This is a genomic window from Spiroplasma endosymbiont of 'Nebria riversi' (assembly GCF_018831625.1).
In the GTDB taxonomy this organism is placed as follows: Bacteria; Bacillota_I; Bacilli_A; order Mycoplasmatales; family Nriv7; genus Nriv7.
Window position 1 is genome coordinate 491,017 of record NZ_CP065193.1, and the last position, 16,366, is coordinate 507,382.

Below are 16,366 nucleotides of genomic sequence, written 5' to 3' on the forward strand. Positions count from 1 at the left end.
AACCGGAAAAATGGCGGTTGAAAAGTTAACTGTTGCTTTTGCAATAATTGCTAATGGTCGTAAAATGGTAATAATTTGTGAGGCTGTCAACATTCAGTTTAGCATTTTAATACCAGCATTTTGAATGGCACAGCCAATATCGTTAAAAGTAGGTATTCATCGTCCGGAATATTTACAATTTGCTGGCGGAATTAGGTCGTCTCATTCTGAATTTGTTGAACCGTCAGGAATAAAGGCCGTGTAATTTAATACATTAAAGTCATAGATTTTAAAATTGTAGTTAGAGTTGTTTCCATTATGATAAAGCGGAAAAGTTAAGGTAAAAATATTAATACCATATTAAATATCAATGTCGGTGTTAAGATAATTAATACTATTAGCAGTGTTGCTTGCTGATAATTTAATCAGTTTATTGTCGTAAGATTTAAGAACATTAAAATCAATTTGATAAATGTTATTGGTGTTGTTAATAGCATTGTAATTTTCTTGGTGCATTTTTTTGTCAAAAGTAAAGAAATAACTTCTTAGTAATAATTCTGAATTACCAGTAACATTGATTAAATATTTTTTAGGATAAAAGGTAATTAATGAGCGATAAAAGAAACCGATTTGAATAAAATAATCTTTGTTGTAATTATCCACACCCTTAAAATCAATTTCGGTATGAGTTTTTTCGTCCATGTCAAAAGTAACATAAAATAAACCGGCAAAGAAGTTACCAAGTATTTCATAGATTTCCTCAAAAATATTTTTATAATTGTTATTGTTAATATTAGGGGTGTTGTTTTTAAAATATAGGTAAATATCATTTCGTAAATCGGGTCATATCGTAGAAAACTAAATTTAACATTGAGGTAATTTAAGGTTCCGAAAAGGTACTTAATTAGGTAATAATCGTTAGCTCTTGTGGTGTCATATTTTCATATTTCATTTTCACCGTGTAATAATTGTAAATAGTTATTTCCAGCAATTAGGGTTTTATTAAATGCCTTAATTTTAAGGACATTATCGTTGTTATACTCTTGTTTTGGAATGACAATTTTAATCGTATTTGTTCCTTGCAATTGTGTACTCGTTTCAATCGCGGTGAATTTAACGGTAAATGTTCTGTCAGCGACATTGTCTGTTGTCAAATCAAAAGTAGTGCTATCGTCTAAGTAATTGTTGTCATTATCTTTAATTTCTGTATTATAGTCGATGCCTTCAATTGCATTATTTACGCCAGCAAGATTGTTAATTGTTTCATTAAGTCTTTTTTTAATTTTTTTTATAATTTCAATTTTGGTTGCATTTGTCGGGTCGATTATTTATGAATTTGGTAAAATAGTTGAAGTCTTATGATAAAAATAGCTCTCGTCTTTAAAACCGTGATTTTTAATTGTAAATTCTTTGTAATAACCTTTTTCTAGGGTGTCAATGAAATTAAATACGGGTGTTCAGTAGAGATACGAGTAATTAAATTTATCAAAATCACCACGGTGAATCATTAAATAATCAAGATTATCAACAACATCGTTATAGTTATGGTTGCCATCAAATTTGGTGGTTGTTTCTGGTAAATCAATATCAGTGCTATCTTTTTCAATTTCAATTTCAAAATCATTTGTACTTCTTAATATGTAATCTATTTTATTATCATCATAAGCAGGACTAATATTTCCTAAGCTATCATATTTGCAGTCATCTAAATTTGTACCTTGTGCTTTAATTGTTATTTTTTTATTAATTACTCATGTATTTCGCGTGGCGGTTTCTCGGCCGTCTGTATTTATTGGTTGTCTAATCTTATCTTGTTTGCTCTGATTATTTTGTAATTTTTGTGTAAATAAGAAACTAAGGTTTTCTAAATTTCTTAATTCTGGTAATTTTTCATTTAGATTGTTATTATCTATTTTATTTATTTGAACTTGTGTAATATTATTTGTTGAATTCGAAATTCAAAACCTCACTTTTTCTAGATTTCTGATTTCAAAATCATAAACTTTATTACTTTGTCTTTTGTTTCTAATTAGTGATTGTGTTTTGCCGTTGTTAATGTTTTGGGGAATGGTAAAAATGTTATTGGAACTAATAATTAACACGGTAAATATTTTCATAAACATTTTTATCACTCCTTTTTAAAATATTTTATTTTTCATTATTCTTTTAGCTTTAATTTTTTTAATAAGTCACTCAATGCTACAGTTTATAACTACCGCTATTGTAATGCATATATCTAAATACCCTAGTATCATAAGTGAAATTAATGCTTCAAATTTTTCATATAATAATTTCAAATCATTAATTTCCAATTTTAAAAATGGAATGAAAAAGATAATAATCATAAAAATATAAGGTAAAATTCTCCATCAATATTTTTTTAAAGAACTAATTAATTTGTTTCATTTCATTTTTCAAGGCTCTTTTTGCTTTAATTTTTTGAATAATAAAGCGGATTAATTTTTCAAATTTAATTGCAAAATATATTGCTCCGCCTCATCAAAAAACAAATATTCCTGCGAGCATAATACCACTATTGAACTTGCCAAAGAAATCAACCATCTGTTTATTCATAAAATCATTAAATTCAGCACTTGTTCCGGTTATTCATTTAGTATCGATTACTGTTAATGCACAAATTAATAAGCTTATAAATATGAAAATGATACTTAATGATACTTTTAACCACTGCTTTTTAAAAGAATTTTTAATTATTAATTTTAATGGCATTTTTTCTTTTGAATTATCTTTTTTGAATAATTTTGCTAAAAGTTTTTTCATTTTTATTTTCCTTTCGTGTTTAAAAATTTTTAATTTTTGGTTTTCAATTATTAAGTCTGATTTTTGATTAATATGAATAGTATTTCACTTTTCTAGTTCTAAAATTTCGTTATTTTTTTTCATTATTATGTATTTAAGAGTATTAACACTATTTTCTAATATGACATTAGCAGTTTTTAATTTGTCATTCTCTATTTCTAATTCTTGTTTTTTATTTCATTTTTCCATTTTTTACCTACCTTTAATTACAATAAATAAGGCAACAAATACACAAGTAACACCAACAATGGTAAAGATTGGATGTTGAGAAAATGTCCGAGCCATTGGTTTAAATAGTTCTAAAATTGTTAAATTGCTAGTAATAAATTTTTGGAAATTGGCAAGACCCTCGCTAATATAGTTCGTTAAAGTTTCAAAATGACTACCAGCCAATAATCCAAGAACAGTTATTAAGATAAAAATAATAATTAGTTTAAATATTGTTAGTTACCTTGTTTTATTTTTTTGTTTTCAATTAATTTTATTTGGATTTATTGGTTGTATTTGTTTTTTAGCTTTTCCTCACGCACTTAAGCGACCTTTATTTTTAAAAGCATATTGGCGTTGTTTTTCTAAATTAACTTGTTGACTACCAAAACCGAGGATAATTGCCATAAGAAATTCTACAGCCTGCGTTAAGAATAAAGGAAATATTAATTGAATATTCGTTCCTGGTACTTCAAGACTTCAAATTAAATCAAAAACTTTATAAAGCATTTGGGCGAGAAAGTCGGCCATTTTTGCGAGATTTTCCATTTTTTATATTATTCCTTTTCTTTCATTTTTCTTAAAAATTTGCTAAATTTATCCATTTTTAAGTATTCTAAGTCTTCTAAATCAATTGCTGTGTCATTATAGTATTTGTCTTCATAGTCAGGATTTACTTTTGAATTTAAGTAATCTCTTAAAAATGCTAGGTAAAAAGAATTGTAAGTGTTAAGTATTGGTAAAGGAATTTTTAATTTAAAAAAATAAATATCAAGTTCAGGGATATCACGGTATTTAATGCGACGACCCTTTTTGCTATTTTTAGCATCAATTACGGTGTTTCGTCAGCGTTCATATTATTTAATACTAGTAAAGGTGCCTTAGATGACTTTTAAGTAGGGGCGAAAAATATTAACAGGTTTTTTGCGAATGCCCACAATCACATTATTAGCAATATCGCAAACTTTAACTCAAATATGTTTATCTCTTTGACCGCCAGCTAACACAATATGACCAAAATGCCATACCAGAGCGAAATATTCTTGGATACCGGTTTCTTCGTTTTTGGTATTATTTTTTTCTCAATCAGTACCTTCAAGAAATAAATTGGTTTCATCTCATAAAAGTAAGGTTTTGTCTGGCAATACCGGATAATCAAAATCTAATAATCCCATATGTCCTAAACTTAATTTTTGAGTTTCTAGTAATGGAAATGTTGATGCTATATGATATTTTTTCTTTTTTAGTAATTTTGATGCGTACACTAGAAAAGCAGTTTTTCCAGTTCCTAATGAACCAATCACAATATTTAATTGTGAATTTTTTAAGAAATTAATAACTTTGTTAATTTGTGTTAAATTACCGATTTTAAAAAGAAAAATTAAAATATAACCTGCTAAAAATAAATAGTTTACAATGTTTTTAAAATAACCGTTGTAAATATATCAAATTGCTCCGCAATGTCATAAAATTAAAAATGAGGTGCGATTCAATTCAATAAAATGGTTATTTTTTTCTATTATTCATTTGCAAAATTTCATCTTGCACCTCACTTCATTTTTTTGTTAGCACACCACTCCAAGTAATTTTTCAAACATTTTAAAGCAAATAAAGAATATTACCAAAATAAATGGAAAAATGAAGATTCAGTAGTCAGCAAAGAAGTTACCGACTTGTGGCATATTAACAGCAATAATATCTCACATTTTAGTAAACGCTGTCATAATTGCATTTCATAATTTAGTCATCGCATCACTAGCTGTTATTTTTTCTGCTGTTGCTGGTGCATCGGCCAAGAAAGTTCCAAACATATAATCACCCCCTTTCTTTTTAAAACATTCATCATTTATATTCAAATTTTTTCTTAAATTTGTTAAAACCACGATTAACCTTGACACGATTATATTTTTTCCTAATTAATTTTGAATTTCTTTGGGAATGCATCACAATGTAACTTCTTGACATTAATTTTTTCCCTATCTAAATACTGATATGGTTTTTCAAAGGAGCATTAGAATAAATCACACCATAATTGCTGTTAAGAATCAAAAAGCAATGTTTGCTATTAAAAGTCAAAGTGTTTCTTGAGTTAAATCAATTTCTTTTCCACCACTAATATGAACCGGAATAGTTGTAATTTGAATAAATAAATCTCAGAAAGTTTGTTTAATTTGTTCTCAATTAAATTCTTTTAAATTTACCGTCATTTTTTATCTCCCAAAAATCATTTTTATTGGTAAATACATAATTGAAATTAATGCGAAAAGAAAAGTAATGATAATAATTAATCCGGCAATAAACGCAACTTGTGCAGGCATTTTTTCTATCGGAATAAACAGTTCTAAGAATTCCATGATAATTTTTCAAAACATTATTTTTTATCCGCGTTATTTTCTTTTGAATTAGGAGCTTTAACTCATTCCTCAAAGCGAGCAATAAATACTTTTTCGTCTTTCGTGAAATTACCAGTATTATTTTTAATGGCGTTTTTATATTTAATTCTAATTTTTATTTTGACATAAATTTTATAAGCAAAATATGCCAATAGCGTGATGCTGATAATAATAAATATTAATCCAATCGCAATATTCATCTTTAAACTCCTTTAAAATAGTTATAATTTATATCTTTTTTGTTGTTTTCTTTTTCGGCAATGAAGAAGCTTAATAATTCTTGTCCCTTAATTAATTTGGTTTCATTTTCTTTTTGATTAATTGAAATTATTTGATATTTACTATCTTTTATTATTCCGATGCAAATAGAATTTTCATATTTTCCTTTATAAACAAATCGTTTTGGAAACCAAATACCGATTTGTTCATTAAATCACGGAATTTTTGGCGCTTTAATAAAAATTGCGTTTTGTGTTTCTTTTAAAAGATATTTTTTAGTATTTAAGAAAATGTTTTCAATGTTTTTCATAATAAATTACCTTTCTTATAGATAAAATAAGTTATATTAACTAAGTTAGTTAACTTAGTTTTTTAAACACTTATATATCGCAGATTTAAGTGTTTAACAAGCTTTGTTATTAAATTTTGTTTTTTTATTATAATTAATAAAGATTTTAATAATTTTAAACTTAAAATACCCCTATATAGAAATTTCTACACTTTAACATCCGCATCCTACCCTTGGAACTAATTTAATAGCGTGTATATTTTTAGAAAATCCCGCCATTCATTTTTTTATTGCAAAACGAAACAAATTGCTATAGCTAATAGGGTGTTATCTATTAACTGGTAAACTTCTTTTGGTTATGGCGACCACCCGCAATTTATCGCGCTTTAATACATACCAACATTATTAATTCACTTGTATTTAATTTTCAAAGAACAAATTTTTAACACCTTATAAAATAAAAAGACAATCATTGCTGACTGTCTTAATACTTATTCAAATCTTTCCCCACCTAACAAAACTTTATGCGCCCCTTGTTATTGTCATTTTTATTCGTTACCCTTTTATCATATTATTGAATTTTTACACAATAAAAATTATAATTGGTCGCGTTTAGTTTTCTTAGGTATTTTTAAAAAAAGAAGAAATAATCATTTACTATAAATTATTTCAATATTCAAATTAAGTATATATTTCTTATGTAGATTTTTGTTATAAAAAATTTCTTAATTTCTTTTAAATTTGTTATTTTTGAAATAAAATTAATAAATAGAAAAAACTGTAAAACTTGAAAGTTTTACAGTTTTTATTAAATACTTATTTCAATTAAACTAAATCTCAATTTGCAATTTTTGCAGTCTTATGTTTTTTAAAATTCTATTTATTCTCTCTTCACATATAAACTAAACAATTAGCTGGTTAACCACAAGCACGAGTACCAGCATTTTCTTTACCTTCTTTAAATTCTACTTGCGCATCAAAAAATTCTGAATAACCAGTTTCAATTGATTTATTTGCTAATGGTCCTTTATTAACAGCCATAATAATTGTTTTTCCTTCGCTTAATGCTGATGTAACTAAATCAACATTACCATCAAAGCTTTCTACAACATTTTCTAAATTTTTAGGCATTACTATAACTATAACTCCTTAAAATTATGTCTTCCTTACTAATTAATAGCTTCAACGGCCACAGTAATAACTTTTCTTAAAGCATCACAAGAACTATTAAATTGTTCTTGTTCTTGTTCACTAATATCCAATTGTACTACTCTTTCAATGCCGTTATTTCCTATGACTGCGGGAATACCTGTATAAATATCTTTTTGGTGATATTCACCGTTTAAATAAGCACCGACAGGTAAAATCACTTGTTCATCATTTAAAACTGCTTTAACAATTCTTGCTAAACAAACACCAATTCCATAATGAGTAGCTTTTTTTAGTTTAATTATTTCATAAGCTTTTTGAATAACTAATTTATGAATTGATTTTAATGTTTCATCATTAATCAACTGGTTTTTCTTTAAAGTCATTAAATTTTCAGCACCAACAATTGCTTTGGAATATAATGCGACGGATGAATCACCGTGTTCACCAGCAATATATGCGGTCACCGATGTTGGTGAAATTTTAAAATGTTCTCCTAAAGCAAACATTAATCGCGAAGAATCAAGAATTGTTCCTGATCCAAAAATACGATTTGTAGCAAAACCACTAACTTTTTGAGCAACAAATGTTAATATATCAACAGGATTAGAAGCAATAATTACAATACCTCCAAATCCAGAATTTTTAATTTCTTTCATAATATTACTAATTATTTTAGCATTATCAACTACTAAATCTAGTCTTGTTTCATCAGGTTTTTGCGGACGGCCAGCGGTAACGACAATAATATCAGCATCTTTACAATCAAGATATGAACCGTTTGTTACTTTATGAAAGGGTCTTTCTTGTCATGCTAAAGTATCTTCAAAGTCTAATCTATTACCGTGGGCAACATCTTGAAAAGCATCAATTAAAACATATTCTGATGCTAAACCAGTATTAATGCAAGAATACAAGAACGATGAGCCTACTGCTCCACAACCAACTAAAACTATTTTTCTTCTATTATTCAATATTACCTACCTCCTATTAAGTTTATTTTATCATTTTTTTAACATAAATTATTTTATAAATATTAAATCTCTTGAAGACTTAGTTAATATTTCATAACCTTTCTTAGTTACTAAAATATCATCTTCAATTCTAACACCACCTAGTTGAGGAATATAAATTCCTGGTTCAACAGTAATTACCATTCTTACTTCTAAAGTAATATCCGAATTATTGGTTATATATGGATATTCATGAACTTCAATGCCTAAACCATGACCAGTACTATGAGTAAACTATTTACCATAACCTTTTTTAGTAATATATTCACGACATATTTTGTCAATTGTACCTGATGATATTCCAGGAGCAATCGCCTTAATTCCTAAATCTTGAGCTTCTAAAACAATCTTATAAATATCTTCCAATTTTTTATCTAGTTTATTACTAATAACAAAAGTTCTTATCATATCAGAACACACTCCTTGATAAATAACACCAAAATCACAAGTGATAATTTCATTATTATTTATTACTTTATTAGTAGCCCTTAGCGACGAGACGAACGACTGATGATACAATGCAATCAAAACTCTTTTTTTCACCACCAAATTTAAGGAAATTATCAATAATAATTCTTTCTAATCGCTTTTCAGTCATATTAGGTTTTACTTTTTTAATAATTGCTTTAAATGTTTTATCACCGATCTTAGCAGCCTGTTTTAATTTTTTAATTTCATCCTTAGTTTTAATCATACGGATTTTATTTACTAATACAGCTTTTAATAAAACCGTTAATTTTTCACTTCAAGTTGTAAATAAAGCATATGAAGTATATTCGCTTTCAAAACCTAATGTTATAATGTTATGTTTCTTAATTAATTGATTTAATTGTTCATAAATATTTTCCATTAAAATAATATCATCAATATTTTTTGCCTGCATTTTTCCATCTGGTATGGCAACCCTTTTTTGGACACTTTTTATGCAGACTGTCATTTTCTAAATTAAACAGGCGTTAAATAATTTAAACTGCCATATATTCTAAGATTATTGTATCAATTAACAAAATCAAATAATTCGCATTTTAATTGTGTTAAATTTTCAAATTTTTTACCCTTGATAAATTCCGTTTTAAAAGTTTTGTAAGTTGTTTCAGCCACAGTATTGTCATAAGGACAACCCTTCGCACTCAATGATCTTTTAATATTAAAGGTTATTAAAATTTTATCAATGATTTTATTTTTGAACTCATTACCACGATCAGTGTGAAATAAAGTTATTTTATTTAATGGTCCTGTTATTTTATGAAAAGCTTGTCGAACTAGTTCAGCGGTTTTGTTTGGTCCGGCACTATAGCCAATTATTTCTCGATTAAACAAGTCAATTAATAAACAAATATAATGTCATTTTCCTCCAACTTGCACATATGTTAAATCACTAACAACAACTTCATTAGGTTTTTTGTTATTAAATTGACGATTTAAAACATTACTAATTTGGTCATTATTAACCATTGTTTTATGATTACGATATTTTAATTTGGTGTATTTAGAAACCAAATTATTTTTGATCATAAGGAATCTGATTTTTCGACGTGATAAGATAATATCTTTTCTCATTAAAACAGCTTTAATTTTACGAGCACCATAAATTTTACGACTTTTATTAAATGCACTGATAACTTCTTCTTCATAATTATTAACATCATACTTAACACAATTATTAGTTTGATAATAATATGTTGGTTTTGCTATTTTTAATATTTGAAACATTTTTATCACAGAATATTTTTCTTTATTATTGTTAATAATTCCTATTTTTTTCCATACCAAATTAAATATAAAAAAAAGAAAAGGATTATTTCTTTTCTTTATGCATTGTTTTCGCGTTACAACGCGAACAATATTTATTGAATTCTACTCGTTCGGGATGCAACTTTTTATTTTTCTTATCAATATAATTTTCTTCTTTACAAATTTCACAACGTAATGTAATACCTTCACGCATCCTTGTTCCTCCTTTTATACCCAATATGTTAAATTATATAACAAATTACTAACAAATTATTTTTTATTTTGTCGAAAAATCTTGATAAAATAAAAAAATCATCAACTTGATAATTTTAAAAGGCTTTTATGTAAAATTACTATTTTTACTTTAATTTTTTATACATTAAAATATAATACCGCCGTTTGTTGGTTTGGAGTTAAACCCTTATGTTGGTATTTTCATTTTCAGAGATTTAAATAATTTTTAATATTAGTAAAATCTAAACCATGATAATGAATTAAGGCTTTTTTAAGACTAGATTGTAATTTACTGATTTTATTTAAGTTACGATAACTAGCTTCAGGATTAATTGTTGTTTTAGTTACACATAAAGTAGAATTTGTTTATTTTGCTACTAAAAAATATAATTTTTGCATATCAGAAGTAATAATTTAATTTTGGTTAATTAATTCTTTGTTCATATTTTCAATAACTCATTGTTTTTGTAAACATTTAGTGTTTGTGGATTTAACATAAATATTGTTATTATTATCAACTGCCATTTGAATACAGCATTTAGTATTAGTGGCGAATGGTTCAAGGCGAATTCTTCGTGGATCAGTTTTATGTTTGAAATTTCCTTTATGAATTTCTTTAATAAATGTTTCATCGATTTGGATTTTACCAGATAATTTTTTAAATTTTAATTGGGTATTTTCTAATTGTTTTGATTTCATTAATTTTTGACGATTATATCAAGCAGTTTTTAATGTAGTTTTAATAAAACGAGAAATTGTTTTACTAGATTGCCCCAACAATGAAATTTGAATCAATAAATTTCATTGTTCATAATTTAAATGACTTCAATAAATAAAATGATTACGAGAAACATCAAAACTTGCACGGCAATTTTTACATAAATATTTTTATTTTCCTTCTGAATTATGTCCATTTTTAACGCAATGGCGAGATTCACATTTAGGGCATTTAAATACCTTGTGCTCTAAATTTTTGATCAATTTCATTTAAACGTTTTTGTTTTTTTATTAATTCTGCTTGTTGTTTGACTTTTTCATAAAATTCTAAAAATTGATCATCTGTTAAAGTATTTACTAGTTCTTGAATTATTTTTTCCATAATTATTATCCACCTCTATCATATTAAAAATATACCTGAAATTAAGTATATTCAATAAGTATCAAGAGTTTTCTACAAAATTAAAAACAAATTCTACTTTATGTGTAACTAAAACAACAATTAATCCTGAAGCTAGTTATCGTAACTTAAATAAAATCAGTAAATTACAATCTAGTCTTAAAAAAGCCTTAATTCATTATCATGGTTTAGGTTTTACTAATATTCAAAATTATTTAAATCTCTGAAAATGAAAATACCAACATAAGGGTTTAACTCCAAACCAACAAACAGCGGTATTATATTTTAATGTATAAAAAATTAAAGTAAAAATAGTAATTTTACATAAAAGCCTTTTAAAATTATCAAGTTGATGATTTTTTTTATTTTATCAAGAGTTTTCTACAAAATTAAAAAAAATGTATGATTTTATTTATAATAATCAAGATATAATTAATGAAATTTTTAAAAAAGAAAATGAGAATTACAAAATAATCAAAGCAGTAGGAGATCTATTTGATAAACCACAAAACCAAAAATTTTCCGATATTAAAATTAAAATTTTAAATTACATACAAAAACAATTAGAACTAAGAAAATTCCTTGGGAAATTATATAATATGATAAATATAAAACAAATAAATATTAATGAAAATCAATTAATTTATAATATTGGTATTAATAAGAATCAGGAAAATTTTCTTTTAGTTATAAGTGTTTATCAAAAAAACTTAGATATTATTAAATTATTAATTAATTTAATTCCGAAATCAGAAATGATAAATGGTAATTCAAATGATTTTTTTTCACCTTTAAATATAGCGCTTGCTCTTCGTCATACAGAAATTGTAAAAGAACTATTAAAACATAAAAATATTAATGTAAATAAAACAGAACCTATTTGTCATATGAGTGTTTTACACAATGCGGTACGTTTGGGTGAAACAGAAATTGTAAAAGAATTATTAAAAAATCCTGAGATTAATGTTAATATTACAGCTATAAATGATATAACACCTTTACATTTAGCGGTAATACTTGATAAAAATGAAATTGTTACCGAATTATTAAAACACCCTAAAATTAACACTGACAGTAGTTTAAAAAAAATTATTCCTAATCTTCTTGAAGCAGAAATGGAAAAACATTTTAATTCAGAAGAATTTGAAAAAGAATTTGAAAAAGAATTTGAAAAAGAATTTGAAAAAGAATTTGAAAAAATATTAAAAAATAAAATAAAATTATGTAATGAATTATTAGAAAAAGTTCAAGATGAACAACAAAAAAATAAAATTATAAGAAGTTTAGAAGAAACTAAAAACGCTTTAAAAGAATTAAAAGAACCAAAAATGGTATGGCAACCCTTTTTTGGACAATTTTTATGTAGACTGTCATTTTCTAAATTCAACAGGCGTTAAATAATTTAAACTGCCATGTATTCTAAGATTATTGTATCAATTAACAAAATCAAATAATTCGCATTTTAATTGTGTTAAATTTTCAAATTTTTTACCCTTGATAAATTCCGTTTTAAAAGTTTTGTAAGTTGTTTCAGCCACAGCATTGTCATAAGGACAACCCTTAGCACTCAATGATCTTTTAATATTAAAGGTTATTAAAATTTCATCAATGATTTTATTTTTGAACTCATTACCACGATCAGTATGAAATAAAGTTATTTTATTTAATGGTCGTGTTATTTTATGAAAAGCTTGTTGAACTAGTTCAGCGGTTTTGTTTGGTCCGGCACTATAGCCAATTATTTCTCGATTAAACAAGTCAATTAATAAAAAAATATAATGTCATTTTCCTCCAACTTGCACATATGTTAAATCACTAACAACAACTTCATTAGGTTTTTTGTTATTAAATTGACGATTTAAAACATTACTAATTTGGTCATTATTAACCATTGTTTTATGATTACGATATTTTAATTTGGTGTATTTAGAAACCAAATTATTTTTGATCATAAGGAATCTGATTTTTCGACGTGATAAGATAATATCTTTTCTCATTAAAACAGCTTTAATTTTACGAGCACCATAAATTTTACGACTTTTATTAAATGCACTGATAACTTCTTCTTCATAATTATTAACATCATACTTAACACAATTATTAGTTTGATAATAATATGTTGACTTTGCTATTTTTAATATTTGACACATTTTTAGCACGGAATATTTTTCTTTATTATTGTTAATATAATTCCTATTTTTTGCCAATTATCAGTGCTGATTGCTTTAAAATGTCATTTTCCATTCGTGATTGTTGGTTTTCTTTTCGCAAGTAAATTAATTCATTTTCTTCGACAGCGCGATTATCTTGCACTTTAAATGATCCAAAATTATTAAAATTTTCAATTCAATGATATACGGCTGATTTTGAAATTCCGTATTCTTTAATAATTTCAACAATGCTTTTTCCGTTTTGATAAAGCATGACAATTTGTTTTTTAAATTCATTTGAATATGAGTTTTTCCCCATTTTTATCTTCCTACTTTCTTAATAATTTTATTTTATTTGAAAGTCCACATAAATATGGTCCAACTTATTGTAACCTATCCAATAAATATTTTAAGGAAAACAATGAATTAAAGGAATTTCCAAAAATAATGCAAAATTATAGGAATTTAACAAAAGAAAAACAAAATGAATTGGTAAAAGAATTAGTAGAAATTAAATTATGAGATTTTATTATTATAAATCGTAATTTAGGAGAAATAGCAGATAATTCTGAGCAAACAATTTTAAAACATGTTAGAGAATTAAATCCTAAGTTAGATTTTTTAAAAAAAATTAAAGTTACAAATATTAATATAACAACTGCACTTATTACTTCTAATGATGGAAATTGTCCTAGTGGTGTAATAGTTGCATTTACACTTGCTAAAAAAGCAAGCAAACCAAGTAAGACACAAAAAACAATTACAAAAGATGATTCAGATTTTGGGGGACTTAAACGTGGTTTTTTAAACTCATCTCCTAAATCTAATAGCAACATTAATACAAATGCCGGCGGAAGTCAATCACAAGGTAGCAGTAGTAAAAGAGTGAGTGTTGGTGAACAAGCTGGAACTAGTGGCGCACAAAATCAAAATACTAAAACAACAAATCAAAATAATTTGTATGATGTACCAGCGGATAATAGCTGTTTGTTTTGGTCGGTAGTAACATCTTACTTATTGCCAGCGAGAAATAATAATGAAGAATTTAGAAACCAATTTATCCAATTATTTGGCGAATTACAATTAAGTTATTTATAATATGTTCAAACTTTATTGCATCAATTTGATTTATCAAATACCAATAATTTATTGCAAGATTGATATCAAGATGCAACCACACATAGATTAGTAAGAGTTGTTTTTCGTAATCGCGTTGTAAATTATATTGAAAGAAATTTAGATAATCCAACCCAAAGCAATGCTAATCAAGCATAAAGCTTTCGCAGTGCAATTCAGATAAGTGAAAATGAAGTTGTTAATAATTACTTAGATAGAATGAGAAATATTAACGCGCGAGGGGGCGAAATCGAAATATTGGCCATGAATAATCTTTTAAATGCTAATATTGGTGTAGGTACTGATATTCCTTATCAACCAGTTAATCAAAATTCAAATAATAATAACATAGCGATATATTATGTTGAACTTACAAAAGGCTCTGGTATTCACAATCATTATAATTTTGCTTTAACACCAGAAGAAAATCGAACAAACCACCCTATTGCTATTAATGACAATCAGGGAAATATCCCGGTAGTTGATACAACAAAAAGACCAGATAATTTACCACCAACAACCTCAAAATCAGATACAAAGTCAATTAAATTACCGGTTGATGATCACGCTCAACACCATACTATTTTATCTAAAAATAATGAGTATGATGATGCTAATCAAGGTAATATTATCAACGCACCAGAACCAACAACAACCCCATTACAAAAAGATGAATATCATTTTGTAGATAAAAAAACAGAAGAAAAAAGTTTAAAAAATGATGAAAATTTAGAAATTAACTTAATTAAAAACAATAATAAAATCAAGCAAAATGTACCTGTAGTAAATAAACCAGTAAACAAAAATATTATCAATTCACAAATATCAACAGCAACAAAGGCAATAAATAAATACAACACGCTTTCAAAAGAAGAAAAATTAAAAAAATTAAATAAAATTAATCGTTATTATCAAACATTATCTGAAAATGATAAAAAAGCTTTTAAAGAAAAACTAACAAATACTGGATTAGCAGCTTTAAGTGGAGGAGCATTAACGGCTTACGGAACAAAAATGACTGTTATTGATACTGCTGCCATTACTAGTAGTGGTGTTGCAAATGCAGAAGCAATGGAAATGAACCCGCTTTTATCAACAAGCACAACAGAAAGTTTGGCCGCCGCAGAAGCAATTACTGTTGCCGAAACAGCAGCGTTTGAAGGCGGAGTTATAGCGGGAGAAACTGGTACTGCTGCCGCTCTGGCCCCGGAAACTCTAGGGCTATCCTTAGTAATTGGAGGATTAGCAATTGCAGGAACATGAATGTATTTTGCTTTTCATCATCATTCAACATCTGATATTGCGTTGCCAGCTTCAATTCATCATAATGTTTATGATAACATTGAAAAATGATATAAATTTCTAGCTCATGATAAATTAAAAATTAAAATTAACAAAAACACATGAAATGAAATCAAACAAAATAAAAATTCACCAGCAAACATTATAAAAATTATTAAAAATAAATTTGTTATAAATGACCATTCTGGTTGAGGCGGAAGTGTCACAAATGAAGATTTCAACACTTTTGTAAAAGTGTAATAGCACTTCATTTCGAACAAATAAATGGTTATTTTGAAATATTAGATAATGAAAATGATGGTTTTGTCATTATAGCCGACAATGAAGGCGATTGACTAGGAATAGAATAAAATTTAACATTATTAATTAAAAAATTAAAATATTTCTTATGCACAATAATCTGAGTTCAAATTTTAATTTTAATATATTTGTTAATTATCTAATTTAAATTAAGATTAAAAATTTTTTTACTAAAGCAGTATTTAAATTTAAATACTGCTTTTTTATTTTGTCAAAATAGAAAAAATGAGAAAATTGTTTAAGAGCAGTATCGTCATATAAAGCTGCATTTTGGGATATCAATTTTAACAGTTTAATTATTTTTAAATTCAGTTTTAAATTCTAATATTTTTCATTTGGCATAT

23 protein-coding genes and 1 pseudogene are annotated in these 16,366 nt (G+C 26.1%); 5 read left to right on the forward strand and 19 right to left on the reverse strand.

Annotation, left to right across the window (positions count from 1 at the left end; genetic code table 4):
* Window positions 1–10: 10 nt before the first annotated feature.
* Window positions 11–244 carry a hypothetical protein gene (locus tag I5Q57_RS03300; RefSeq protein WP_215826791.1) on the forward strand — a complete coding sequence of 78 codons (234 nt, stop codon included), beginning with the start codon at window positions 11–13 and terminating at the stop codon, window positions 242–244.
* Window positions 245–339: 95 nt separating this feature from the next.
* Here the strand turns inward: I5Q57_RS03300 and I5Q57_RS03305 are convergent, their stop codons facing one another.
* The 18 genes and pseudogenes from I5Q57_RS03305 to I5Q57_RS03395 form a co-directional block, all read right to left on the reverse strand.
* Window positions 340–681 carry a hypothetical protein gene (locus I5Q57_RS03305; protein ID WP_215826792.1) on the reverse strand — a complete coding sequence of 114 codons (342 nt, stop codon included), beginning with the start codon at window positions 679–681 and terminating at the stop codon, window positions 340–342.
* 626 nt (window positions 682–1,307) lie between these two features.
* Window positions 1,308–2,102: a hypothetical protein gene (locus I5Q57_RS03310; protein WP_215826793.1), complete on the reverse strand. Its 795-nt coding sequence runs from the start codon at window positions 2,100–2,102 to the stop codon at window positions 1,308–1,310.
* A 265-nt stretch (window positions 2,103–2,367) separates the two neighbouring features.
* Complete coding sequence (locus I5Q57_RS03315; protein WP_215826794.1) at window positions 2,368–2,988, reverse strand: hypothetical protein; 621 nt, start codon at window positions 2,986–2,988, stop codon at window positions 2,368–2,370.
* 3 nt (window positions 2,989–2,991) lie between these two features.
* Window positions 2,992–3,192: a hypothetical protein gene (locus tag I5Q57_RS03320; RefSeq protein WP_215826795.1), complete on the reverse strand. Its 201-nt coding sequence runs from the start codon at window positions 3,190–3,192 to the stop codon at window positions 2,992–2,994.
* A gap of 54 nt (window positions 3,193–3,246) precedes the next feature.
* Window positions 3,247–3,555 (reverse strand): hypothetical protein, encoded by a 309-nt coding sequence (locus I5Q57_RS03325; protein ID WP_215826796.1) that lies wholly within the window; start codon window positions 3,553–3,555, stop codon window positions 3,247–3,249.
* Between the two features lie 332 nt (window positions 3,556–3,887).
* Window positions 3,888–4,547 (reverse strand): hypothetical protein, encoded by a 660-nt coding sequence (locus I5Q57_RS03330; RefSeq protein WP_215826797.1) that lies wholly within the window; start codon window positions 4,545–4,547, stop codon window positions 3,888–3,890.
* Window positions 4,548–4,571: 24 nt separating this feature from the next.
* On the reverse strand, window positions 4,572–4,817 hold the full coding sequence (locus tag I5Q57_RS03335) for a hypothetical protein (protein WP_215826798.1): 246 nt from the start codon (window positions 4,815–4,817) through the stop codon (window positions 4,572–4,574).
* A 165-nt stretch (window positions 4,818–4,982) separates the two neighbouring features.
* The gene (locus tag I5Q57_RS03340; protein ID WP_215826799.1) at window positions 4,983–5,213 is read right to left on the reverse strand and encodes a hypothetical protein; all 231 of its coding nucleotides are present in this window, start codon (window positions 5,211–5,213) and stop codon (window positions 4,983–4,985) included.
* Between the two features lie 164 nt (window positions 5,214–5,377).
* The gene (locus tag I5Q57_RS03345) at window positions 5,378–5,599 is read right to left on the reverse strand and encodes a hypothetical protein (RefSeq protein ID WP_215826800.1); all 222 of its coding nucleotides are present in this window, start codon (window positions 5,597–5,599) and stop codon (window positions 5,378–5,380) included.
* A gap of 2 nt (window positions 5,600–5,601) precedes the next feature.
* Window positions 5,602–5,928, reverse strand: coding sequence for a hypothetical protein (locus I5Q57_RS03350; RefSeq protein WP_215826801.1), 327 nt, complete (start codon window positions 5,926–5,928; stop codon window positions 5,602–5,604).
* An 897-nt stretch (window positions 5,929–6,825) separates the two neighbouring features.
* Window positions 6,826–7,038: a hypothetical protein gene (locus tag I5Q57_RS03355; protein WP_215826802.1), complete on the reverse strand. Its 213-nt coding sequence runs from the start codon at window positions 7,036–7,038 to the stop codon at window positions 6,826–6,828.
* Window positions 7,039–7,076: 38 nt separating this feature from the next.
* Entirely contained in the window at window positions 7,077–8,033 is a 957-nt protein-coding gene (locus tag I5Q57_RS03360; protein ID WP_215827042.1) for an L-lactate dehydrogenase, read from the reverse strand.
* Window positions 8,034–8,078: 45 nt separating this feature from the next.
* A pseudogene (locus I5Q57_RS09325) lies at window positions 8,079–8,615 on the reverse strand (M24 family metallopeptidase).
* Window positions 8,548–9,006, reverse strand: a complete 459-nt coding sequence (locus tag I5Q57_RS03375; RefSeq protein WP_215826804.1) for a M24 family metallopeptidase — start codon at window positions 9,004–9,006, stop codon at window positions 8,548–8,550. The pseudogene I5Q57_RS09325 and the gene I5Q57_RS03375 overlap by 68 nt, the downstream one beginning before the upstream one ends.
* A gap of 8 nt (window positions 9,007–9,014) precedes the next feature.
* Complete coding sequence (locus I5Q57_RS03380) at window positions 9,015–9,842, reverse strand: IS3 family transposase (protein ID WP_215826805.1); 828 nt, start codon at window positions 9,840–9,842, stop codon at window positions 9,015–9,017.
* A 25-nt stretch (window positions 9,843–9,867) separates the two neighbouring features.
* A complete protein-coding gene (rpmG, locus tag I5Q57_RS03385; protein ID WP_215826806.1) occupies window positions 9,868–10,017 on the reverse strand; it encodes a 50S ribosomal protein L33 in 150 nt (49 codons plus the stop codon).
* A gap of 434 nt (window positions 10,018–10,451) precedes the next feature.
* The gene (locus I5Q57_RS03390; protein WP_215826807.1) at window positions 10,452–10,832 is read right to left on the reverse strand and encodes a hypothetical protein; all 381 of its coding nucleotides are present in this window, start codon (window positions 10,830–10,832) and stop codon (window positions 10,452–10,454) included.
* Between the two features lie 154 nt (window positions 10,833–10,986).
* On the reverse strand, window positions 10,987–11,136 hold the full coding sequence (locus I5Q57_RS03395; protein ID WP_215826808.1) for a hypothetical protein: 150 nt from the start codon (window positions 11,134–11,136) through the stop codon (window positions 10,987–10,989).
* 617 nt (window positions 11,137–11,753) lie between these two features.
* Here I5Q57_RS03395 and I5Q57_RS03400 point away from each other — a divergent pair.
* Window positions 11,754–12,551: an ankyrin repeat domain-containing protein gene (locus I5Q57_RS03400; protein ID WP_215826809.1), complete on the forward strand. Its 798-nt coding sequence runs from the start codon at window positions 11,754–11,756 to the stop codon at window positions 12,549–12,551.
* Here the strand turns inward: I5Q57_RS03400 and I5Q57_RS03405 are convergent.
* A protein-coding gene (locus tag I5Q57_RS03405; protein WP_246534722.1) for an IS3 family transposase occupies window positions 12,513–13,623 on the reverse strand; the annotation gives its coding sequence in 2 pieces (ribosomal slippage) (window positions 12,513–13,349 and window positions 13,351–13,623; 1,110 coding nt in all). The two genes, I5Q57_RS03400 and I5Q57_RS03405, sit on opposite strands and share 39 nt — an antisense overlap.
* Before the next feature lie 128 nt (window positions 13,624–13,751).
* Between I5Q57_RS03405 and I5Q57_RS03410 the strand changes: the two genes are divergently transcribed.
* The 3 genes from I5Q57_RS03410 (at window position 13,752) to I5Q57_RS03420 (ending at window position 15,962) form a co-directional block, all read left to right on the forward strand.
* Window positions 13,752–14,402 (forward strand): hypothetical protein, encoded by a 651-nt coding sequence (locus tag I5Q57_RS03410; protein WP_215826810.1) that lies wholly within the window; start codon window positions 13,752–13,754, stop codon window positions 14,400–14,402.
* 15 nt (window positions 14,403–14,417) lie between these two features.
* Window positions 14,418–14,579, forward strand: coding sequence for a hypothetical protein (locus I5Q57_RS03415; protein WP_215826811.1), 162 nt, complete (start codon window positions 14,418–14,420; stop codon window positions 14,577–14,579).
* Window positions 14,580–14,678: 99 nt separating this feature from the next.
* Entirely contained in the window at window positions 14,679–15,962 is a 1,284-nt protein-coding gene (locus tag I5Q57_RS03420; RefSeq protein ID WP_215826812.1) for a hypothetical protein, read from the forward strand.
* Window positions 15,963–16,366: the final 404 nt, after the last annotated feature.